Origin of the sequence: Dolichospermum flos-aquae CCAP 1403/13F (assembly GCF_012516395.1) — a bacterium.
Taxonomy (GTDB): Bacteria; Cyanobacteriota; Cyanobacteriia; order Cyanobacteriales; family Nostocaceae; genus Dolichospermum; species Dolichospermum lemmermannii.
The window spans coordinates 3,200,253-3,222,564 of record NZ_CP051206.1; the positions used below are offsets into that span (position 1 = coordinate 3,200,253).

23 protein-coding genes, 2 tRNA genes and 3 pseudogenes are annotated in these 22,312 nt (G+C 39.2%); 16 read left to right on the plus strand and 12 right to left on the minus strand.

The annotated features are described in order from the left end of the window. Nucleotides 1-76: 76 nt before the first annotated feature. Nucleotides 77-601 (minus strand): acetyl-CoA carboxylase biotin carboxyl carrier protein, encoded by a 525-nt coding sequence (gene accB / locus HGD76_RS15490; protein WP_015083620.1) that lies wholly within the window; start codon nucleotides 599-601, stop codon nucleotides 77-79. A gap of 173 nt (nucleotides 602-774) precedes the next feature. Further along, entirely contained in the window at nucleotides 775-1,332 is a 558-nt protein-coding gene (gene efp / locus HGD76_RS15495; protein ID WP_015083621.1) for an elongation factor P, read from the minus strand. Nucleotides 1,333-1,404: 72 nt separating this feature from the next. Here efp and HGD76_RS15500 point away from each other — a divergent pair, with 72 nt between their 5' ends. Together HGD76_RS15500 and HGD76_RS15505 are read left to right on the plus strand one after the other, a co-directional pair. Then, nucleotides 1,405-1,566, plus strand: a complete 162-nt coding sequence (locus HGD76_RS15500; RefSeq protein WP_168696317.1) for a hypothetical protein — start codon at nucleotides 1,405-1,407, stop codon at nucleotides 1,564-1,566. 51 nt (nucleotides 1,567-1,617) lie between these two features. Continuing rightward, a complete protein-coding gene (locus tag HGD76_RS15505) occupies nucleotides 1,618-2,724 on the plus strand; it encodes a peptidylprolyl isomerase (RefSeq protein WP_168696318.1) in 1,107 nt (368 codons plus the stop codon). 61 nt (nucleotides 2,725-2,785) lie between these two features. Here HGD76_RS15505 and HGD76_RS15510 read toward each other — a convergent pair. Together HGD76_RS15510 and HGD76_RS15515 are read right to left on the minus strand one after the other, a co-directional pair. Next, nucleotides 2,786-2,870 (minus strand) — tRNA-Ser (locus tag HGD76_RS15510). A 58-nt stretch (nucleotides 2,871-2,928) separates the two neighbouring features. Further along, nucleotides 2,929-3,858, minus strand: coding sequence for a TIGR04168 family protein (locus HGD76_RS15515; protein ID WP_168696319.1), 930 nt, complete (start codon nucleotides 3,856-3,858; stop codon nucleotides 2,929-2,931). 667 nt (nucleotides 3,859-4,525) lie between these two features. On the opposite strand from HGD76_RS15515, the gene nadA reads away from it, so the two are divergent. Continuing rightward, complete coding sequence (gene nadA, locus HGD76_RS15520) at nucleotides 4,526-5,491, plus strand: quinolinate synthase NadA (RefSeq protein ID WP_168696320.1); 966 nt, start codon at nucleotides 4,526-4,528, stop codon at nucleotides 5,489-5,491. Nucleotides 5,492-5,510: 19 nt separating this feature from the next. Here nadA and HGD76_RS15525 read toward each other — a convergent pair whose 3' ends face one another. Continuing rightward, nucleotides 5,511-6,401, minus strand: coding sequence for a hypothetical protein (locus HGD76_RS15525; protein WP_168696321.1), 891 nt, complete (start codon nucleotides 6,399-6,401; stop codon nucleotides 5,511-5,513). 1,115 nt (nucleotides 6,402-7,516) lie between these two features. Between HGD76_RS15525 and HGD76_RS15530 the strand changes: the two genes are divergently transcribed. Next, nucleotides 7,517-7,711 (plus strand): hypothetical protein, encoded by a 195-nt coding sequence (locus tag HGD76_RS15530; RefSeq protein ID WP_015083627.1) that lies wholly within the window; start codon nucleotides 7,517-7,519, stop codon nucleotides 7,709-7,711. A gap of 259 nt (nucleotides 7,712-7,970) precedes the next feature. Here the strand turns inward: HGD76_RS15530 and HGD76_RS15535 are convergent, their stop codons facing one another. Then, a complete protein-coding gene (locus tag HGD76_RS15535) occupies nucleotides 7,971-8,696 on the minus strand; it encodes a cyclase family protein (RefSeq protein WP_168696322.1) in 726 nt (241 codons plus the stop codon). A gap of 659 nt (nucleotides 8,697-9,355) precedes the next feature. Between HGD76_RS15535 and HGD76_RS15540 the strand changes: the two are divergent. From HGD76_RS15540 to HGD76_RS15555, 5 genes and pseudogenes are all read left to right on the plus strand, one after another. After that, nucleotides 9,356-10,210: pseudogene (locus HGD76_RS15540) on the plus strand (dicarboxylate/amino acid:cation symporter); the annotation flags it as partial. A gap of 164 nt (nucleotides 10,211-10,374) precedes the next feature. Next, nucleotides 10,375-10,755 (plus strand): hypothetical protein, encoded by a 381-nt coding sequence (locus HGD76_RS15545; protein WP_168696323.1) that lies wholly within the window; start codon nucleotides 10,375-10,377, stop codon nucleotides 10,753-10,755. Between the two features lie 112 nt (nucleotides 10,756-10,867). Next, nucleotides 10,868-11,041 (plus strand): hypothetical protein, encoded by a 174-nt coding sequence (locus HGD76_RS26285; protein WP_407644784.1) that lies wholly within the window; start codon nucleotides 10,868-10,870, stop codon nucleotides 11,039-11,041. After that, nucleotides 11,035-11,805: pseudogene (locus HGD76_RS15550) on the plus strand (ISAs1 family transposase); the annotation flags it as partial. The gene HGD76_RS26285 and the pseudogene HGD76_RS15550, both read left to right, overlap by 7 nt. A gap of 88 nt (nucleotides 11,806-11,893) precedes the next feature. Next, nucleotides 11,894-12,745, plus strand: a complete 852-nt coding sequence (locus HGD76_RS15555) for a hypothetical protein (protein ID WP_210967645.1) — start codon at nucleotides 11,894-11,896, stop codon at nucleotides 12,743-12,745. A gap of 1 nt (nucleotide 12,746) precedes the next feature. Here HGD76_RS15555 and HGD76_RS15560 read toward each other — a convergent pair whose 3' ends face one another. Next, complete coding sequence (locus tag HGD76_RS15560; protein WP_039203727.1) at nucleotides 12,747-13,082, minus strand: XisI protein; 336 nt, start codon at nucleotides 13,080-13,082, stop codon at nucleotides 12,747-12,749. After that, complete coding sequence (locus tag HGD76_RS15565) at nucleotides 13,070-13,486, minus strand: XisH family protein (protein ID WP_039203728.1); 417 nt, start codon at nucleotides 13,484-13,486, stop codon at nucleotides 13,070-13,072. Before HGD76_RS15565 ends, HGD76_RS15560 begins: the two co-directional genes overlap by 13 nt. A gap of 104 nt (nucleotides 13,487-13,590) precedes the next feature. Between HGD76_RS15565 and HGD76_RS15570 the strand changes: the two are divergent. Next, nucleotides 13,591-14,204: pseudogene (locus HGD76_RS15570) on the plus strand (helix-turn-helix domain-containing protein); the annotation flags it as partial. 127 nt (nucleotides 14,205-14,331) lie between these two features. On the opposite strand, the gene HGD76_RS15575 reads toward HGD76_RS15570, so the two are convergent. After that, complete coding sequence (locus HGD76_RS15575) at nucleotides 14,332-15,351, minus strand: ABC transporter ATP-binding protein (protein WP_168696324.1); 1,020 nt, start codon at nucleotides 15,349-15,351, stop codon at nucleotides 14,332-14,334. A 607-nt stretch (nucleotides 15,352-15,958) separates the two neighbouring features. On the opposite strand from HGD76_RS15575, the gene HGD76_RS15580 reads away from it, so the two are divergent. From HGD76_RS15580 to HGD76_RS15590, 3 genes are all read left to right on the plus strand, one after another. After that, nucleotides 15,959-16,162, plus strand: a complete 204-nt coding sequence (locus HGD76_RS15580; RefSeq protein ID WP_168696325.1) for a RelB antitoxin-like protein — start codon at nucleotides 15,959-15,961, stop codon at nucleotides 16,160-16,162. Continuing rightward, nucleotides 16,159-16,431: a type II toxin-antitoxin system RelE family toxin gene (locus HGD76_RS15585; protein ID WP_168696326.1), complete on the plus strand. Its 273-nt coding sequence runs from the start codon at nucleotides 16,159-16,161 to the stop codon at nucleotides 16,429-16,431. Before HGD76_RS15580 ends, HGD76_RS15585 begins: the two co-directional genes overlap by 4 nt. Before the next feature lie 441 nt (nucleotides 16,432-16,872). Next, on the plus strand, nucleotides 16,873-17,514 hold the full coding sequence (locus tag HGD76_RS15590; protein WP_168696327.1) for a tetratricopeptide repeat protein: 642 nt from the start codon (nucleotides 16,873-16,875) through the stop codon (nucleotides 17,512-17,514). A gap of 229 nt (nucleotides 17,515-17,743) precedes the next feature. On the opposite strand, the gene HGD76_RS15595 is transcribed toward HGD76_RS15590, so the two are convergent. Next, nucleotides 17,744-18,358 carry a chorismate lyase gene (locus tag HGD76_RS15595; protein ID WP_015081413.1) on the minus strand — a complete coding sequence of 205 codons (615 nt, stop codon included), beginning with the start codon at nucleotides 18,356-18,358 and terminating at the stop codon, nucleotides 17,744-17,746. A gap of 162 nt (nucleotides 18,359-18,520) precedes the next feature. Continuing rightward, nucleotides 18,521-18,603, minus strand: a tRNA-Leu gene (locus HGD76_RS15600). A 281-nt stretch (nucleotides 18,604-18,884) separates the two neighbouring features. Between HGD76_RS15600 and accC the strand changes: the two genes are divergently transcribed. After that, entirely contained in the window at nucleotides 18,885-20,231 is a 1,347-nt protein-coding gene (gene accC / locus HGD76_RS15605; RefSeq protein WP_015081412.1) for an acetyl-CoA carboxylase biotin carboxylase subunit, read from the plus strand. 316 nt (nucleotides 20,232-20,547) lie between these two features. Here accC and HGD76_RS15610 read toward each other — a convergent pair whose 3' ends face one another. After that, on the minus strand, nucleotides 20,548-20,835 hold the full coding sequence (locus HGD76_RS15610; RefSeq protein WP_015081411.1) for a YggT family protein: 288 nt from the start codon (nucleotides 20,833-20,835) through the stop codon (nucleotides 20,548-20,550). Nucleotides 20,836-21,087: 252 nt separating this feature from the next. Between HGD76_RS15610 and psbX the strand changes: the two genes are divergently transcribed. Together psbX and HGD76_RS15620 are read left to right on the plus strand one after the other, a co-directional pair. Further along, nucleotides 21,088-21,207 carry a photosystem II reaction center X protein gene (psbX, locus tag HGD76_RS15615; protein ID WP_015081410.1) on the plus strand — a complete coding sequence of 40 codons (120 nt, stop codon included), beginning with the start codon at nucleotides 21,088-21,090 and terminating at the stop codon, nucleotides 21,205-21,207. A gap of 151 nt (nucleotides 21,208-21,358) precedes the next feature. After that, the gene (locus HGD76_RS15620) at nucleotides 21,359-22,306 is read left to right on the plus strand and encodes a Ycf66 family protein (protein WP_168696328.1); all 948 of its coding nucleotides are present in this window, start codon (nucleotides 21,359-21,361) and stop codon (nucleotides 22,304-22,306) included. Nucleotides 22,307-22,312 lie beyond the last annotated feature (6 nt).

Consider the following 22,312-nt stretch of genomic DNA (forward strand, 5'->3'; position numbering starts at 1 on the left):
GGGCGAAGCATTTGGAAGATAAATTATCGGTCATTGCAAAAAACAGTTCTCCAAATGCTTCGCCCGTACAGTTGTCTTAATCAGGGTTAATTCTCATTAAAGGCTGACCATATTCTACGGGTTCGCCATTTTGAACTAAAATTTCCATTACCTGTCCAGAGACTTCGGCTTCAATTTCGTTCATCAACTTCATTGCTTCAATTATACAGACACTTTGACCAGCTTTAACGCGATCGCCTACTTCCACGAACGCTGCTTCTCCTGGGGCTGGGGAGCGGTAAAATGTCCCTACCATTGGTGATGGGACTTCAACCAATTTTTGATTAATTGGTGAAGAAGAATGAGGAGGTTGTGCTAATGAATTATCAACAACTTTATTGATTACACCCCCCTCAGACATTGAACTTGGTAAGGCTGTAGATAGCAACTGGGTTACACTGGCACTCCCTACAGCACTAACCGTTCCTTGGGCATTATTGCTAAAACTGACAGCTTTTCGGACTGTTAGCTCAAATTCATTATTTTTGAGAGTAACTTCCGCAATATCTGTTTGGGCAATAGTTACTAATAGCTGACGGATTTCATTAAAGTCTAATGTCACAATTATTTTACCTCCACCTAACTGTTAAATTAAAATTCTAATTAAGGCAGGGATTTAATCCCTCTATAAAAAAGGGATTGAAATCATTAGCACCAACTTGAGATTTTGGACTTCGCTCAGTTGAACGATTTTATGCCTGACTATTCCCAGTTGGTATCAAAAAAATAGGAAAATTATTCCCTGCCTAAATACTTATCTTCCCTAGTATCAATTTTTATGCGTTCCCCTTGGGCAATAAACAAAGGAACCATGATAGTTGCACCAGTTTCGAGAATTGCGGGTTTAGTACCACCTGTGGCAGTATCACCTTTAACACCAGGATCTGTTTGCACAATTTCCAAAACTACAGAATTAGGTAGTTCTACTTCTAGAACTTGTTCGCCCCAGCGAATCACGTTAACTTCCATACCTTCCTTTAGGTACTTGACGCGATCGCCAATTTGTGCTGAAGTTAATCTACCTTCCTCATAAGTTTCCATATCCATAAAGATAAACTCATCGCCTTCTTTATAGGTATGTTGCATCGTCACTTTTTCCAAAGTCGCTTGAGGAACGCTTTCCCCAGCCCGAAAAGTTTTCTCTAACTGTTTCCCAGTTTGAACACTTTTTAATGTTGTCCGTACGAAGGCAGAACCCTTGCCTGGCTTAACGTGAAGAAAATCTATCACGCGCCAAACCGAACCATCTAATACAATTGAAACACCAGGTCGAAAGTCGTTACTAGAGATCATGAAACTTTCAAATTTTGCAAGACAATCGGCATTTATTGTACCCTTCCCGCGCCATAAGTTGTTAGTTGTTAATTGTCAGTGGTCAGTGGTCAGTTGTCAGGAAAGAAGCAACAGGTAATAGGCAAAATTAATATTTCTTCCCCTGCCTCCCCTGCTTCCCCTACTTCCCCTACTTCCCCTACTTCCCACTTCCCCTGCCTCTCTGCCCCCCAGTCCCGCAATATGGGAAGATAATCAATGAATTACTTCCAGTCAACACTTTGATGCTGAAGAAAGGGAAATTTCATGTTGAACTTATTTAAGTCCTGGGTGAAGAACAGCCTAAAGGTAATATTGCTATTAACAATATTTTTAGGCACAGGTACGGCTGGGTGGACTCCCACTAGTAACGCTGGACTACCAGCGGGAAACGCAATTACTGACGGGAAGGCTCTGTTACGCTATGCACTGCCGATAGATAATCAACCTGTACGTAAACTACAAGCTAGTTTAGAAGACATTTCTAACCAACTGCGGGCAAATAAACGATGGGGTGCAGTTAATAATGACCTCAAGCAAGCATTGCGGATACTCGATAAACCTTCCCAAATATTAGCAAGCGTTCCGGAAGAACGCCAACCTCAAGCCCAAGCTTGGATGACTGAATTGAAATCTGGCATCATAGAACTGCAAGAACTTGTTAAAACTAAACAAAAAGAACCCATTCTTGATGGCAGAGCTAAATTACTGAATCTTGTTAGTTTGTTAGAAGAATCAATGGTGACGAAATTCCCCTTTGAAGTTCCGGCTGAATACAGTAACTTACCCCAACTCAAAGGACGAGCTAGGATTGCTTTTAAAACCAATAAAGGCGATCTTACTGTAGTTGTAGATGGCTACAGCGCCCCTGTGACTGCTGGTAACTTTGTAGATTTGGTCCAACGAGGTTTTTATAATGGTTTAGAATTCACCCGTTCGGAAGAATCTTACTTTCTCCAAACCGGAGATCCTGTAGGTAAGGAAGCCGGTTTTATTGATCCTCAAACTGGCAAATACCGGGCTGTTCCCTTAGAAATTTTAGTCGCAGGTGAAAAAGAACCAACCTATGGCACTACTCTCGAAGAAGCTGGGCGTTATTTAGATATGCCGGTTTTACCTTTTTCTTCTTTTGGTGCTTTAGTGATGGCCCGGCCAGAAAATGAAGTTAATGGTGGTTCTTCCCAGGTTTTTTTCTTTTTGTTTGAACCAGAACTTACTCCAGCGGGACGGAATCTTTTAGATGGTCGTTATGCTGTTTTTGGTTATCTGACTGAAGGTAGAGAGATTTTAGATAAACTTAAAGCTGGTGACAAAATTGAATCAGCAACCGTTGTTCAAGGCATAGAAAATTTACTTCAGCCTCAAGCAACCTAATCAGAAATTAAAATCGAAATGTAGGGACGTTTAATCAAACGTCTCTATTTTCCCAAAAAAACGGAGAGGGGGAGATTCGAACTCCCGGAAGCTTTCACTTCACCTGATTTCAAGTCAGGCGCAATCGACCACTCTGCCACCTCTCCAAATTATTTGCCAGGATTGTGGAATACAAAAACTGACAAATAACATCATAACCTATAATTACAAAATTTGCACTACTGAAACTGAAGAATCATAAAAAACTTCCTCAGTAGCAATTTGGAAGTCTTTACCCACCCAAACCAGAGCAGCTTTTGTTACTACACCCCCCTCCAAAGAAACTAGAGAAAAATTCCGTAATTTCACACCATCTTGCTGAATAATCCGGGGGACAGTGGCAGCATTTAAGTAAATAGTTCCTTCTGGACTTCTAAATACAGCCTTCCTTTGCAGCTTTTTAGTATGGCGCAGAGTTCGGTGCATATGACCAAAAGCGACTAAAGAAACAGTTTTCTTCAGGTTGAGACTTTGAGAAATTGCTGACGCTAAATCAGGATCACCAAAATCACCGCCAATGGGATGCCAATCTTTGCCACAAGGGTCCTCAGCGCGATCGCCTAAACCACTCGGTCCATTGTGTCCTAGAAAAATAATATGATCACAAGTAACACTTTTTACTACTTTGACGATTTTATCTGCGGACTCCTCCAAACTAGAGACACCATACCGTTCTTGACACATTTGGGCAAATCTCCATTCCGGTCCTCCCCAGGTAAAAGGACGACCACCCACCACAGTTAAATTCCAAGCCGGAAAATCCAACTTACCATAACCAACTTGGGCAGATCCCAATAAATCTAATTGTTCCTGTACCCAGTCTTCCTTGGTGCGGTCATAAGGACATTTTTTGCGTCCCCATTCAGTGGCCGAGTACCAGGCATCGTGATTGCCCATTACCGCTGCTTTGGGAAGATCCAGGGAAGCGATCGCTTTTACCACTTCCACTGACTCATTCCCGAAATCTCCGACAAACAGCACTAAGTCCACACCCAGGTGCTTGAGTGCTATGCCGTCTTCCACTTCCCATTGGTCGTGAACATCGCCAATTACAGCAATTTTGATAGGTTTTGATGGAGTTTTCTGACTGGTCATGCCACTTTAAAAAGCCGTATATCTCCAGGATTTGACACTTTCATGGCTAAAGCCACTGAGATTTTGCGGACAGATTTAGATGAAGGGTTTAGCCCAATCCAATCTCGCTGCGACCGCCAAACGCCGCCTAGACGCTCAAAACAACTGCCAATCAAGGTGTCGAAATTGCGCTTACTTTTATTGTTTTCAGTGTTTTCAGAATCCATGACTAAGCCAAGACTCGGTACGCTCCACACCCTGCCATTACTCGCTCTTTCTTGTCAATACTGCCGTTAGGACTTGAACCTAACCGTTGTTTCATAGGAGCCGGGATTTCTCCGTACTAGGATGCTTGAACACATAGATGTTTTTTGTTCTTACTCACAATTTGATTCTAACATACCACAGGGATTAAAATCCCTCGTGTCGCTTATATCTCAGGGAGCCAAGCCGCGCTCGTTTTACGCTTACCGGATGCTCTTATAAAAAACCAATACGATTAAAATCGCCGGAGTCGCTTGCCTCTCAGAGCTAAAGCCGCGCTCGTTTGCCACTTACCGCGAGGTTTTATGAAACTCTACCGGATTTGGACATAAATTGCTAGGATCAATCCCTCACTATTTTTGGTAAAAACTACTATAATTAAATTCACAAGGTAATAATTTGTAATTAAAAGCAGTTTTTAATTGTGTTTACAACTACACTTACTCAACCAAAATCAGGTAATCTACCATTAGATTTATTTGCTGCTATTGCGGATCTGAAAACAGAACTCAACGCCGTGATCTTAGCCCACTACTATCAAGATCCCGATATTCAAGATATTGCCGACTTTATTGGTGATTCCTTACAATTAGCTAGAGCAGCAGCCAATACGAAAGCAGATGTAATTGTCTTTGCTGGTGTTCACTTCATGGCCGAAACCGCCAAAATCCTCAACCCTGATAAATTGGTGTTGTTACCAGATATCAATGCAGGTTGTTCTTTAGCAGATAGTTGTCCTCCTCAAGAATTTGCGGAGTTCAAAGACGCACACCCAAATCATTTAGTTATTTCCTATATTAATTGCTCTGCCGAAATCAAGGCCATGAGCGATATTATCTGTACCAGTTCCAACGCTGTGAAAATTGTTCAGCAAATACCCCAAGAACAGCCGATTATTTTTGCCCCAGATCGGAACTTGGGACGGTATGTGATGGAACAAACCGGACGGGAAATGCTGTTATGGCAAGGTAGCTGTATTGTCCATGAGACCTTTTCGGAAAAGAAAATAGTCCAGTTAAAAATTACACATCCTCACGCGGAAGCGATCGCCCACCCCGAATGTGAAACCAGCGTATTGCGTCACGCCAGCTTTATTGGCTCTACAGCCGCCTTACTTAGTTATTGTCAAACCAGCCCTAGCCAGGAATTTATCGTGGCTACAGAGCCGGGAATCATTCACCAGATGCAAAAATTAGCACCTGACAAACACTTTATTCCCGCACCCCCGCAAAGTGATTGTAACTGTAACGAATGTCCATTTATGCGACTAAACACTTTAGAAAAACTGTATTTAGCCATGAAAAATCGCACCCCAGAAATTACCTTACCAGAAGAACTCCGCACAGCAGCACTAGGACCAATGCAACGGATGTTAGAAATGAGTGTGTAGTTGAAGTTAAAAATTTAACTTACGATTTACCCTTTTCCGCTGCCTTCTGGGCTGCTTCACTAAACTTTTTATACAACTTAGTTCTAATCCGTGCTTCTTGATAGCGGCTGTGACTAGGTGACACCTGACTCATTAAATCAGAAGCCCGTTGCCAATTAGCAGCTAATTCCAACCACTGAGTTGAAGTTATTGCTGTTTTACCAGCCGTAGTAGCTTGGTTAGCTAGTCGCACAGAGGCTACAAATGGATCATCAGATGGAATAGAAAAACTTTGGCTAGGAGGACGATTCAACAATTGTGGTGGACTTTGGTTTGCTGTTTGGGAAGATTGAGAACCTGTGAATGGTGAGAGATCTTTCAGCGGATTACCTAACCAAGAATCTAGCAGCCAAGCTAGTAAAATTACTGAAGATAAACCAGAAACCCCGATCACTAAAGTTTTGATCGAAATTTTCCCTTGATCTGGATTCTTGAGTAAAGATTGGGGTTTCGCTAAAATAGGTTTTCTTGATTTGGTATCAGCTTCAGTTAAATCTGGAATTAACCACTTAAACAAATTTGGTTGGGATACTGTAATTTCCTGTGACCATAATAATTGGTTATCAGTATCACGGTGAATTTCCTCTAACCACAGCAATTGTTCTTCTTTAACAATGCGACTATTGATGTTAACTCGGCGAATGTGACGTGGTGCAAGCGAGTCCAAAATTTGTTGAATTTTTGGCACTAAGGTAGATTGCTCCAGTTGCTCTACCGTAGCTGCTTCGCACAAAAGTTGTAAAACACCATTCACAAAAACTGCTCTAGTTCTGACACTAGACATAACTAGCCTTTCATTCAAGACTTGAATAATTGCCGCAACGCTACCCTGATGAGCTTGCCAAGCGATATCATTTATCCGATCTACCATTTGATATTTAGTGATAGCTCTTACACCCTGACCTGTGAAATAACATAACCCAAGTTGCTAGTTATCTAATTTTAGGCAGGGAAAAAGGTAATTGGTAACTACTTTTGCCTTTTTGCCTATTCTCTCTTCCCTTTTACCTCTTGCCTTTTTCCAACTAGCAATTTAAATATACATTCAATTTGCATATATCAATGTAAATTTGACCAACTCTATATTCTATTTGCTCAAGTGCAAATTGCCACATTTGATATCCTGCTAGGGATAAATGTAATCCATCTGTAGTTAATTCAGAATGCAAGTTACCATTAATATACGTAATTTAACTTATCGTTGTTTTGTTCCTTGTGCGTATTCACTACTTTTTCTGATGACAGCGTTAACTAAGTGAATTCAGGAAGATTTCGATTTCTGTCTATTTTGCTAGTTCACAATATTTAATATTATTAAGCAATACAACGCTATTAAATCCTATTAATCGTTAAAAATATTCTCCCGTCAGGATTAATCAACACTAAAATTTGGGATTATTGAATTTATACAGCTTGCTGTATAAGCTTTACAGCTTTTTACATATTCATTTGTAACATCATTTTTTAATGTCTTATCCCTTGATGAGCCACTAAATTTTGAGTCTCATACTTTTGGTAGATGACAATTATGAATGGTTTGTGATGTAAGTTGTAAGGAAAATTAATAAATAATTATATCAGCATCAATTTTTGTTCATAAGAAAATAGAAGTAAACCGCTAGAAAGTCTACTGAATAAGGTTAAAATAGCATATTCTTTTTTTTTTATAAATATGTTTATTTATACCTACTTATGAAAATATTTTACTATTAACACAAATGAAAAATACGTAATTTTATTGCGTGATTGTAGTAACATGACTATGTGCAGCAAAGTAAGTAAGCCGTGAAATGCTTGCTACATAAGGGTTATGCTCGTAGTTTAAAAGTTAGATTTGCAGAATTATTGAGTCTGTTTGCTATTTATAGTCTGGATTAGACATATAAAGATTTATCGAAACCAAAGTAGATCAATTCCGGGGATGTAGAATAACCTTGCAAAAAGTGCTAAGATTTATCCGAAGTCTTTAATGTTTCCTTTTATAACGTGGCTAGAGCTAGTACAGCAATCGGTGTATCTCCCATCATTAAGGAGATTGTGCAAAAACAGGCACATTCAACTCGCTTAACTTTAAAAGAAGTTATTCTCATGGGAATGTTGGCAATTGATAAGTTAGATGACCAAAATTGTCAAGAATTGGCAGATCAAGTTCATCAAATGCAGGTTAATGGTGAAATCTAAAACTGCTGGCAAGAGTCTAAAATTCAAAGTCTCAAGCCTCCAGTTCTCAAGCTAAAGTTAGTTGCAAGGGTAGTTGTGTGATTTATCAAATTTCTACTCTTGACTAAAAAAATAGCAACTTCCCATTCAGTAATTCTCAATCAGTTCAAAATCTAACTTGTAGTATTGCTAAAAATTAGTAATAAGTTGCGTTATGTTAGAAACAATAAGGGGGATCTAGTTTTAGATCCCCTTTATTTGTTCAGAAGTGCATAGAAATTTAAAATAATGCCATTATCCCAGCGGGAGAACCAGAACCTCCGCTCAACCTGAGAATCCCAATGATTAAGGTAGTACCTTGGGGTGGTAACTGATCTAAATTGGTGAGATTTTCGATCACAATTAGCGATCGCTCCAGCAGCAAACGATTAATAGTAAAATTGGTATCCTGCCCAGAATCTACACCGTGAGTATCAATGCCCACTCCGGTAATTCGCCTATGTGTAATTAAAAACTCAGTTGCATCATAGCTAAAACCGGGAAAGTGCATTTTGCCATATTTATCTTGGTTAAAAAACGCTTTTTGATTTAACCATTTTTCTTGCCAACCAGTATATAGTATCACTAAACTACCTGGGGGAATTTCCCCAAATTCAGTTTCCCAAGTTTGAATATCGCTAATAGTCAAGACATAATCAGCATTCACTGCCGCTTGTTTGCAAATATTGATAACTACAGCAGGTAATATTAAGGATGATGCTGGATACTGGTCAATACTTGTACCGTTACTATAAAAACTATTGGGGGCATTAATATGAGTGGCACTATGTTCTCCCAATGCAAAGCGTCGTAAGTAATAACCATCATCTTGAATTTTTGCAACACTGGTAAATTCTACGGAAGGATCACCAGTCCATGTGGGTATATTTGTATCAATTCGATGGCTGAGATGGATAACGCGAGAGTAACTAATATTACTTAATTGTTGGGGATTTTTGCTGGTCAAAGGATTTATTCCTAAGTTTAGGATATTTTAACAAATAATCCCCCAAGCCTTTTCACTTCAAGGTAATGGGGGGTAATTTTAATGTTGCAGCAAAAAGTGAATTTAATTTCAGTGAACAGCAAAAAAGTTAAGTTTTGAATAAGGAAGAGTTAATTTTACATAAACTTTCTAGAGAGTAAGTAGGTTGGCGTTAAAAATTGTCGTTATGACAAGGGAACTCTTAACTGGGGACAGGGAAAAGGTTTTAGGCAACTTTACTTTTAGTTACATATTACTCTTCGAGAAGCCGCTCCGCGTCTACGGTTTTTTTCCGTTCACCTACTTAGGACTAAGTTGTTACGCATTCACTTTTTTCTTCAAAGGCCTTACTACAAGGACTTTAGGCTGCAAAATATTCAATTTAGCTGCGTAACAGCTTATAACTAAAGCCATCAACTTTGGATAAAGTGTAAAGATTTGTAAAACATCAGGTAACTTCTCGTAATTCAATTGAGAAACAAAAGAACGGATACTTCCAAGCACTGTTGTTAAATCCAAAATCCTCCACTTAATCTGCAAAAAACCAAGTATGAGTAAATTTACGTTGAAAAAATACAAATCATGGAAACAGATTCCCTTAGCATTACAGATTGTCATTTCTATCATTTTGGCAGCAAGCGTGGGGACTAATCCAAGATATTGTTCCTGATTCTATCCTCAAACCTTTAGTTGATAACAACGTCATTCAACTAATTTTTATTGCTTTAGCTTTTGGGGTAGTTTTACGGGCTTTGAAAGCACAGCAGATATCTGAAGGTAAAACAGATTACGAAGCTATTGAGAGAGTAATTACAATCTTATTTGAAGCAGTAATCCGTATTCTGCACTGGATTATTGCTTTAGTCCCGCTGGCAGTTTTTGGTATCGTTGCTAAAACCGTTGCCCTTCAAGGTTTTGCACCATTTAAAGCTTTGGGTGCGTTTATTGTGTCTGTGCTATTAGCTTTGTTTTTACAAGCCTGTTATTACTTGCTGCGGGTGAAATTTGGTTCTTGGGTAAAGCCAACTGACTTTTTACGTGGGGGTTCAGAGGCTTTGTTAACGGCCTTTTCTACGGCTTCTTCCACAGCCACAACACCAATTACTTTTGAGGCTTTGCTGCAAAAAATTGGTTTGCGAGAATCTTCTGCTTCTCTAGGGGCGTTAGTGGGGAGTAATTTTAACAATGATGGTACTGCTCTGTATGAGGCTATGTCAGCATTATTTATTGCCCAAGTGTTGGATTTACATCTTTCTTTACCACAACAGTTAATTGTAATACTGACATCTATTTTCGCTTCTGTCGGTGCAGCAGGTATCCCAGAAGCGGGTTTGGTGACGATGACCCTTGTATTCACTTCCGTGGGTTTGCCTACTCAATATATTGCTTTGTTAGTCACAGTGGACTGGTTTCTTGATCGTTGTCGCACTGCTATTAATGTAATGGGTGATATGACTGTTAGTTGTTTACTTGATGGTAAGCAGCGGCGGGTTTAGTGACTCAATAATTTCCTAATTGATTCGGTTTTACCTGAGTTTAACTCGCACTTTTCTTTTCCTTAAACTCTTATTTATAGCTGTTTATTTCTAAAAATAGCTATAAATGATTAAAATTGCTATATAATGGGTTACATATAAACACTAAATTATTAATTACACCAATGTATAACAAAGAACCTTGGCTTGCAGTCAATTTATCAAGAATATTCCCTGGATTAGGACAAATATATTCTGGAAAGAAACAGAAAGGATATTTGCTAATATTTCTAACCATTGCTATAAGTATAGTTAGCTTTTGGTTTATCCTCAGTCCTGATGGAGATATATTAGTTGGGATTGGGTGTTTAATTGGTAATTTAATTTTTTCATTCTGGAATCTTTTTGATGCTTATGCAAGTGCTAAAAGTAATAACAGCCAAGAATTTGAGGAATTACGCAAACAGAATAAAGACCCTTGGCTGGCGATGTTTCTTTCACAGCTATTTTTAGGAGTTGGTAACTTTTACATTGGTAAATGGTTGTTTGGTATTTTACAGGGTTAGCGCATCTCAAACCCTATTGACAAGGGGATTTATTTGATATGTGGGAGGATGTTCAAGTGACACAACTCAAGGTAAGTTAATATATAACCCATCTAGCCGCTGTATCTAAGTAATGTCAACAGGATTTAAGAAGAAGTGCAAAACCAGAACATCTGTTACACCCAGTGTAGACAGTAAAGAGATTACCAGTAACTTTCTGCAACACTTTACGGGAATAAAAGACCCTAGAGCAGAAAGAACTCGATTGCATTTACTCACCGATATTATGACCATTTCCTTACAGTGAGTGCATGGGCAAGTGAACATCGGTTAATTTTAGGGCAAACAAAGGTCAGTTGTAAATCAAATGAAATCACCGCAATTCCAGCACTATTAGAGACTCTGGACTTATCTGGCTGTATTATCACTATTGATGCAATGGGTACACAAAAATCAATTGCCGAACAAATCATAGCTGGAAATGCTGATTATATTTTAAGCCTAAAAGATAATCATCCCACCCTACATCAACAAGTGAAAAATTGGTTTAAAACAGCACAATCTCTAAACTTTAAGGGTGTTGATGTTAGTATTAGTCAACGGGTGGAAAAAGGACATCACCGCATCGAAAATCGGACAGTTTATACTGTTCCAATTTCACAATTACCAGCACTTTATGAACAAAACCAATGGGCAGGATTAACAACAGTAGTCATGGTAGTTCGTAAGGTTCAGCATTGGAATAAAACTACCCATGAAATTCAATTTTATATTACTAGTCTTGATAGTGATGCTAACAAAATTGGTAGTGCAATTCGACAGCATTGGGGGATTGAAAACTCTGTTCATTGGACATTGGATGTCACTTTCCATGAAGATGAATGTCGAATTCGTTCCATGCACAGTCCACAAAACTTTGCCTTACTACGTCGTATTGCCCTCAATGCCTTAGACAGAGAACCAACTTTTCGTCGCAGTATTCGACAAAAATCACGACGAGCTGCCATGAATGATCAATACATGGTTTCTGTGTTAGCAGCATCCATAGCAAACTATTCTCCTCTACTGTAATTCTTCTGTCAATAGCGTTTGAGATGCGCTAACCCTGCAATTAGATGCCACAAAAACAGCATTAGCATCTAATCATCAAAATTTAGGAGTGATTGACCACCTTAAACATAAACAAGATGGTGAAGGTTACTGGTTTAAGGATAATCGCGGTACTAATAAATACATGAATCACGATGCTTTATTTGCGATAGGTTCACCTTATCAGGATATAGGGGCTGTAGCTTCTAAATACGCAACTTTAACAGGGGATTACGACACTAGTAAAGATAATCCCCAATTTCAGGAGTATATAGAGCATTTAGTGAAAGCAGAGATTATTCAGATGGGAGGAAGACTACGAGCAAACCGTCGCACTGATGAAGCACTAACAATTTATCTCACCAGTGATGACGATTTAAGTTACCTACTAGATTATTACCCCGGTGCAACCTTAACCAAAACCACTGCTTTTGAGATTACACCAACAGCAGGTGATAGAGAACAGGTAAGCAGATATTATCTATTAGAAGCATTTAAGCAATGTATAGACACAGGAATTAAATGTACACAAAAAGCCGTTGCTAAAATAAGCAAATTATCACAGCCCTATATTTCTAAAATAGCTAGTAAATTTGGTGGGTTCAATGCCCTCAAAAAAATATTACTAGTCCTAATAGAAGCTCTATATAGGGGTAGTAATAATTTTTCTGGACTCTCAGAAGATGAAAAATTCTTAGTCAATGACTATTTACCTCTAATCAAAGATAGTCCACCTCCAGAAGTTGTTCAGGAATTGCTAGAAGTGGCTAAAGCTATTGGTTATCAGGCATTTAGCAGGATTACTAGGGAATTAGCACCGGATATTCTAGGGGCGTTTATTGGAGCAATAGTAGAGATAGCTATCGTGAAAGATGGGAGGGATGCCTTCCATACTGAAATTTATCGCTATCCCTTCTCTTAAATTATATAACTGCATAATCCGTATATTGCCGCATTTCCGGAGCTTGAAACCCCAACACAATATCTTCCTTTGCTACCCCCAGATCCACAAGTTCTTGGGCTACTCTCATTTCCGTCATATTTTGCTCAATCCAAATCTTTCCTTGCTTAATATCCAAATGTAAAACACAACCATATACCCGCCGATGGCCATCCCATCCCACATTCATGACCTGGTAATGGTCTTGTTTCGGATCAAAAACAGTGTAGCAATCTATCGACCCATTAGCGATGGGGATAGCAGCGTAATCTGTCAACAACGACTGAATTATATGCCGATAAGACTTTATGGTATCCATTGTACAATTACCTCTTGAATCGGGTCATAAATAATTTGTTTAATTTGATATCTTTCTAATGAAATTTGGGCAAATTCCCGCTTAAAAAAAGTTTCATAAGCAACTACAGGCACAGCTAAATAGAGAATACGAGTTGGATCACTGATTTCTAAGGCCAGCCGATAATTCAAAAACTGTCCTAACGCAGCATGGTAATCGGTTAGTGGTGAATCACTCAAAAAAGTTTTAATCTCAACTGCAATTTTTTCTTGGTCTCGCTCTGCTGCCAATAGTTGCTGGGCACCTAAGTCAATTTCAAACTTTGTTCCGCCTACTTCGAGTCGCAGGGGATCATCGGTTATCTGCCACTGCTCCTTTTCCAAAGCAATTCTAACCACAGCATGAAATCTATCTTTAGCTGCCATCGTTATCTTTCTCTAATTTACTTGCAATTATATAGGATTCCTATTTGATTTCTGAACAAGACTAAGAGAGAATACGGTGAGGTATACAAGTCTAACAAGGAACAATGATAAGTCAGCATTCAGAAACTGCAACACAGACAGTAAAAGTATCGCAGGAAGAGGCGATAGCTGAACTACAAGATTTTATAGATATGCGTCCAGATGCGCGTGAGGTAAGGAAAGCACTGGCAGTTAAGCTGATTTATCAAGGTTACTTGTACGATGAAATTCAAACAATTTTAGATGTATCACGAGGGTCAATAACAGGTTGGAAACAAGCTTATGAGGAACATGGAATTGACGGACTGCGGCTGAACTATCAAGGAAGAAAGGGCTATCTTTCGAGTGGACAACGAGAAGAAGTATTGAGTTGGCTGCAAACTAAGGATATTTGGGAGCTTGGGGAACTCGAATATAAATTAGCTTTTGAGTACGACGTGGTTTATGAGTCAAAACAAAGTTACTATAACTTATTTGAGGAGGCGGGAATCAGTTGGAAAAAAACCACAAAATTGAATCCTAAAGCCAATCCAGATGCTGTTGCGGAAAAAAAAAAGAGATTGAAACATTATTGGCAAACCACCGCGTTGAAATTGAGACAGGAAAGTTAAGAGTATTGCTGCTTGATGAGTGTCATTTAATGTGGGGAGACTTAAGTGGCTATGTTTGGGGGAAAACCAGGGCAAACGCACCTAAATTCTGTAATCCATGCCCAGCAAGGGTTTCAACCTTTAGTTACAAAAATTAACAATCGTCAAAACCTTTGTCCAGTAAGCATTCTAAAAATAAGATGCGCTTGCCCTGCTCTATCTCATATTCTGCTTTTTCTCGGCTTTAGGATCACGATTGGCTACAGCGGCTAATTCAGCATCCATTAAGGTTTTGCCGGTGGCAGCTAGGTAGACATCATCTAAACTAGGACGAGATTGGGCAATGCCAAAAATTGGTAAATTGGCATTATTTAACGCCTGTTGAATAGTTATTAAAACGTCATTTTGCGGTGTAACTACCAAATTTAGGGAGTTACCCTGGGCGCTATTGATGATAATTTCTTGCACAAAAGGTAAAGCTGCTAAGAGGTTTTTGGCGGTTTCGGCCTCTTCTGGAGGTGAAAATTCGCGGATTCTTAAAGTGATGCGATCGCCACCTACCTGATCTTTTAACTGAGATGGTGTACCATTAGCAATAACCAAACCTCTATCTATAATTGCCACTCTATCGGCTAAAGCGTCAACTTCTTCTAAATAATGGCTGGTAATCACAACGGTAGTTCCCGCAGTGCGTAATTGACGCAAGAAATCCCACACCACAACCCGGCTTTCAATATCTAATCCTACCGTTGGTTCATCTAATACTAAAACATCGGGCGCGTGGAGTAAACCAGCAGCCAAATCTAGCCGCTTGCGTAAACCACCGGAATAAGTGCCAGTTTTTTTATCTGCGTATTCTTGTAAACCCAGTAAATCCAAAATAGTGTTAATTCGCTGTTTAATCAGCGCACCGGGAAGATGATAAAGTGCGGCTTGTAATTGTAGTAACTCCCGGCCAGTTAGGACTTTATCTAAAGCTACTTCCTGGGCGACATAACCCAGCTTTTGCCGGGCTAATTTGGGGTGATCTAAGACCGAAATGCCGGAAACTTCAATTTTGCCAGCATCAGGCGTTGTCAGGGTACACAAAGCCCGGAGAGTGGTTGTTTTTCCAGCCCCGTTGGGGCCAAGTAAACCAAATATTTCTCCGGGTTGGACTTGAAAGGAAACATCCTGAACTGCAACTACATTACCGTAGCTTTTTTTGAGATTTTCGATGAAAACAGCGGCAGCCATAACAGCTATAATCCTTAACTATACAATTCGCAATAATCTATCTTTTATTGTACAAGTTGGGCGATCGCTGTGATGAGTTAGATATTTCATTTTGGGATAATTTTCAGGACAGATTTAGTCAAATGATTGATTTTATAGACATCTATGAAGTTAAGTTTGGTTGTGTTTCCTATGATAGTGATAGGTTAAAAAAATTCCAGTTGTTCAGGATTAATACCAGATTTCATATTAATTTAATATCTATAGGGCTACTATTTGATTTTTGAACAAGCTGTAAACCGTAAACCCCATCGAATCAACGATTGAGTCTCAGTATAATGAACAACAATCAAACCGGATTCCTATAGAACAGGATAAACAACTATTTAATAGTGCTTTAGAAGAAGATAACTTCGACATAATTATCAACTTATTCGCGTGAAGGTATTATGATAAATTCTATACAAATATTTAACCTTTAGAAGTTCACTTTGTAAAATAATCTCGTAGTCAGCACGTCAGTTAAAGTATCTACTACGAACCCAAAATTAATTCTATTCTTTTCTAGCCTGACAAAAATATGCTACATTAAATGTAAATAGTAAAATACTAATCCTATATAAACAAAATGCAAACTAATCAATATCCCTTCGCTCAAGAATTGATTACTGATATTGAAGGTAATATCAAAAAAGTGGTCATGGATTTTCACGACTATCTAAGGTTGCTAGAAGCTATAGAAGATGAAGGACTTATTCTAGCCATGAAAGAAGTAGAAAATGAGACACCATTACATTTAAATGAAGCTTTAGCGGAATTAGAAGAAGAGTGAACACCCAGTATCTACCAAGTTTTATTAAAGATTTGAAAGCACTCAAAAGTACACCTTACTATGAGTCTATTAAGAAATTTGCTTTTGAAGAAATAATCGAAATATCAAATTTTGCAGAAATCACAAATATCAAAAAACTTCAGGGATATGATAATGCTTATCGGATTCGCATAGGTGATTATCGTCTTGGTATTATTTTTGATGGTGAAACATTAATTTTTGAAAGGGTTTTACACCGGAAAGAAATTTATCGCTATTTTCCCAAATAGATGATTCCACAATAATTATACAAATACATGAATAAGGGTTTAGCAATGTTCATTGGTGTCAACTTAACGTAAAACCCTTAATAAATAAGGAGGAGAACAAGAGCGATGGCGCGGAATGAACTGCTATAGGGGATTATCGCTCTTGTTCAAGAGGGTGATGTGCCTAGCTCACCGATTTAGTCCAACGAGCAAAATTATTTGGTTTAGTCAAAGCTATCAGGAAACGACATCGAGAAGCACAACAAATCAGAGAACAAATTTGGGGGGCTGTACCGTTAAGTTGACACCAATGAAGCTCTTGCTTTACCCCTACTATAGAATCAAACGATTAAGCTGTTTTAAATATAACTTAGTCAGTAAGTTGCCCAAACTTACCCAGGTTTACATATAATTTATTATAATAACAGTATCAAATTAACATCACAAAAATTACCTAAAGTTATGAAACAAAGGTTATTTAGTCAAGGGTGGATAGGGTTGACGCAAATTGTTATTCTCGCGTCCCTGACAGCATTAACGACAATTGCGACTACCAACCAACCCAGCCACGCTGAAGGAACTCTGGTTGAGAACCAAAATTTTAAACTTGATATTGATTTTGATAAGATCAATACCTCTAGTGCGACTGTAAAATCTGGAAGAAATTCCGGTATTCCTATTAATATTTTAATTCAACTGTCTCAAGGTTTATCTGAACCACCAAAGACGACAAAACAAAAAGCTGATGATTTCTTAGTTCAGGCTGCGGATAAGTATGAAATAGGAGATTATCGCGGGGCAATATTAGCTTATGACGAAGTAATTCGCCTTACTCCTAATAATTCTGAAGCTTTATTCTATCGCGGTATGGCTTATTATAATTTAGGAGATAATCAAGCAGCGATACAAGATTACAACCAAGTTCTCAAAATTAATCCTAACGATGCCATAGCCTACTACAACCGGGGAAACGTATACGCCACTTTAGGAGACAAATTTCAAGCGATATCTGATTTTCAACAAGCAGCAAAAATATATCAACAACAGGACAAAAATGAAAATTATCAGGATGCTTTGAATAGAATTAGGGAATTACAACAATAGTATTTTTGTCAGAATCAGGATATCCAGGATTTAAGGATCAACAGGATGTTTGATTGTAATTAAATGATGAGATTTTGAGAATTTTTTATTATTCTCACAGTTACTTTCTTCTTTGCGTCTTTGCTCCTTTGCCACTTTGCGCGAAACATAAAACACAGGAACACACGAAGAAGATGTTAATTTCATCCTGAAAATCCAATCTGGTTTTGGAGATTAGTGATTGGCAAAATTAACTTTCATAATTCATAGCGCCTAAATATTTAGTTAAAAAAGGCGAAAAAACCTCATAAATCAAAGTTAGCGGTTGTCCATGATGCCAAAACAAATAATGGCGACCCCAAAAAGGCCCCTTTTCTTGAAAACCTGACTCTAACGCTTCTGAGTTACCATAATAAATACCTTGAACATCTCTATACAACTCAGTCCGTAACCGCGCTAAACTTGCCCAAATTGGCAAAGACTTATTTTGTAAATACTCATCTACATGACTTGCTTCCCACCAAGAAGCAGCATAATATAACCGCTGACCGGAAGCAGTTCGCACCCAAACCTGTCGGCGCACTCTTGGACCCGGTAGCATCTGCATCATAGTTGGTGCATTATCAGTATTCATGCCAATTGCTGACATATCAATTACATCTACCTCCGTTGGTTCACCAGTAAGTAGTTGGACGTGTCGAGTCGGAGAACCATCACCCAAAAGCAATAATTGCCAAGTAGGAGCTAACTGACTGTGAGGTAAACCGCGTTTAATAGCTTCCTCCCCACCTTGCCAAATGGGAGTTAGACAATGCCAAGCGCTGGGTAAGATTAAATCATTTGTGGGATTAAAAGTAGTAGTCAATGTTCTTTACAAAAGTTTATATATATTTCTATCAATAGCACAAAAACCAGCATCACTAAAGAAGCTGGCAAAGAATCAAAAATATGGATTTTTATTAAAAAATGTAAACCCGCTGCTATAATCATGTTTCTTAAATAGCAGCGGGTTATTTACATTCAAAAATGCGGATGGCGAGACTCGAACTCGCAAGGGCTATGCCCACACGCACCTCAAGCGTGCGCGTATACCAATTCCGCCACATCCGCGCGGTTTTGAACACAGATTACAGTATAACATAAAAAAATCTCTCAAATACAATATTTTTCCAATATTTCCCAAATATTTTTTGAATGGGTATGAGACTAACAGAAATATAGTTACAGCACAAGTCATATTAAGAGGTCTAGCAAAGATGCCACATAATCCAATAGTCTGCTAAGAATGAGGTTTGGGAATCTCCTGTCGCGATTTGCAGTAATGCAACCGCTTTATGTCAACAGGATGGGAGAAAATGTGAATCTACTGGTACTGATATCGTAACTAGAAAATGAAATTTGATAAAATATTAATTGCCAATCGAGGAGAAATAGCCCTTCGCATTCTCCGTGCCTGTGAAGAAATGGGAATTGCCACAGTTGCTGTTCACTCCACTGTTGACAGAAACGCGCTGCACGTCCAACTTGCAGATGAAGCCGTTTGCATTGGTGAACCTGCCAGCAGTAAAAGTTATTTGAATATTCCCAATATTATTGCTGCTGCATTAACGCGCAATGCCGGTGCCATTCATCCTGGGTATGGTTTTTTATCAGAGAATGCCAGATTTGCTGAAATTTGTGCGGATCATCATATCGCTTTTATTGGACCTACGCCCGAATCTATCAGGCTGATGGGGGATAAGTCCACCGCTAAAGAAACTATGCAAAAAGCTGGTGTTCCCACAGTTCCCGGTAGTGAAGGGTTAGTAGAATCAGAAGCAGAAGGATTAGCGATCGCTCAAAAAATTGGTTATCCTGTAATGGTTAAAGCTACCGCCGGTGGTGGTGGTAGAGGAATGCGGCTTGTCCGCTCCGAAGATGAGTTTGTGAGACTATTCCTCGCGGCTCAAGGGGAAGCAGGAGCAGCTTTTGGTAATTCAGGCGTTTATATAGAAAAATTTATTGAACGTCCCCGGCACATTGAATTTCAGATTTTAGCGGATAACTACGGTAACGTTATCCATTTAGGTGAAAGAGATTGTTCAATTCAGCGTCGTAACCAAAAACTCCTAGAAGAAGCCCCTAGTCCGGCTCTTGATCCAGATTTACGGCAAAAAATGGGAAAGGCTGCCGTTAAAGCTGCCCAGTCTATTAACTACAGCGGTGCTGGAACTATCGAATTTCTTCTAGACAAATTCGGTAAATTCTATTTCATGGAAATGAATACCCGCATCCAAGTTGAGCATCCAGTGACAGAGATGATTACTGGTATAGATTTAGTAGTTGAACAAATTCGCATTGCTCAAGGGGAAAGACTAAAGCTGACACAAAAAGAAGTGGTTCTTCGAGGACATTCTATTGAATGTCGCATTAACGCCGAAGATCCAGATCATGATTTTCGCCCAGCCCCCGGTAAAATTACTGGTTATCTGCCACCTGGAGGACCAGGAGTGCGGATTGATTCCCACGTATACACGGATTACAACATTCCCCCTTATTACGACTCCCTGATTGGTAAATTAATTGTCTGGGGACCAGATCGAGCTACAGCAATTACCCGCATGAAACGCGCATTGAGAGAATGTGCCATTACTGGAGTCCCGACAACCATTCCCTTTCATCAAAAAATTATGGAAAACTCCCAATTTTTGCAGGGTAATATTTACACCAGTTTTGTTCAGGATATGAAAATGCAATAATTGGTCAGTTGTCAGTTGTCAGTTGTTAGTTGTTTGGGGAAAAATTTTTTCTTCCTTCTTCCTTCTTCCTTCTTTCTTTCTTCTTCCTTCTTCCTTCCTTCTGACTCCTGACTCCTGACTCCTGACTCCTGACCGAAAAGACGGGACACAAGCCCCGTCCTTCCAGGACGGCTTTATGTTAAAATTTGGTCATAGTCGCCATAGGGCATTGGGAGACTTTAAACGGACATGGAGGAACGATAAGACCACTTGTGGCGTGTTCTGGCGAAGTGTCAAGGATCACCGCACCTTCAGGTCGGTGAGTATGTCAATCCTATTACCTATATAACATGGTCAGTAACCCTTGCTGACCTAGTAAAATTTCCCGAATAAAACTAAAAATCGCTACTAAGATAATCGGGGTAATATCTACACCACCAATAGGTTGTACTAACTTCCGCAACGGGATTAAGAAGGGTTCAGTCGGCCAAGCGATCAGACTAAAAGGTAAACGGTTGAGATGGAATTGGGGATACCAGGTCAGAATAATGCGGAAAATAAATAAAAACGTCATCACTCCCAAAAATGGGCCAAGAATCCAAGTAGTCAAGTTAACACCAGTCATTTTGTTTAGCTAATATTTGTGAGAACATCCTCAACTTAGACCTAAGTTGAGAAATTTTAAGTTTTGTAACGCATTCTTTTTTAATTTTAACTAAATGGTGTCATTTTATTGTGAGAATGGAAAAACAAAGTTATTGACTTGGGATCATCAATCAAGTAGATACCAAGTTGGATAGATAATCCTGTTCTACTTTTCAAGAAAGTAATCCAGGATTAAAATGAGAATAAACTGTGTAAAAAAAGGTTGAGAACTATGACACCCTCTTTAGCAAATTTTCTTTGGAGTTTGGTTTTTGGGACTGCGATTGTGGTTATCCCTGCTACCATTGGTCTAATTTTCATTAGCCAAAAAGATAAAATCCAACGTTTTTAATTTTTAGGGACTGGGGACTGGGGAAGAATTGTCTTCTCCTTTCTCCTGGACTTCTGAACTCCAGTATTCTTCTTCTACAATATTATGACTGGTTAAAATAGTGATGGTAAGTGTAACTCGTTAATATAGATTTGATATTAGGAAAACGCCAATGGTTAATTTTGGGCTGAACTCAGCCAGTGTTTTAGCTCAGGTAAATTTTGGAGCGAACTCAGCCAGTATTCTCGGAATTTTCCTGGCTGTAGCTGGAGCAGCACTGTACTTTCTTAGGACTGTCCGGCCAGAACTGTCAAGAGATCAAGACATCTTTTTTGCAGCGGTTGGCTTATTATGCGGCTTTATTCTTGTCTTCCAAGGATGGCGACTTGATCCAATTTTACAATTTGGTCAGTTGCTTTTGGTAGGTTCTACGGTATTTTTTGCGGTTGAAAGTATTCGTCTGCGGAGTATCGCTACTCAACAAGCTAAACGCAATACTCCCATTGTGGACGATGAACGCGAGGTTAGCAGGAAATATTCTTATTCTGAGCGGCGCAATTATCAAGCTGAGATGGATGCAGATTTAGAACCGCTACCTTATGAAGAAGAGGAAGAAGCTCCTCAACGTCCGAGAATTCGCGGTAGTCGAGATGAACGTTCTTCCCGTGATGACTATTACGAAGAACAACCACCACGCAGTTCACCAAACCCACGGAACAGGGAAAGACCAGATTCAGGAGAAAGAAAGCGTCGTCCTAATTCTGGGCGTTCAGTCGGTCGTCCCAGCGAGAGTAATACAGATGAAAATTGGGGTTCTGCTCCCAGACAAGTTGATGATTGGGAAGGTGCAAATTCTCAAGATGAAGTAAGAAAACCACCACGTCGCAATAATAGCGGTAATAACAGTAATAGCGGTAATAATCGCCCCCAACGCCCAGAAAGCCGAGAGGATGATGTTGCTCCTACTCCTAGACCCAGAAAACGTCGTCCTCCCAGAGACTCAGTTCCGCCTAGAAGACAGGATGATGATGAGGCTATACCAACGGATTATGTACCATACAATCCCATTAATAAGCCCAATAATGAGCCGGATAATTCCGATTTTGATGACGATATTTAAAACATT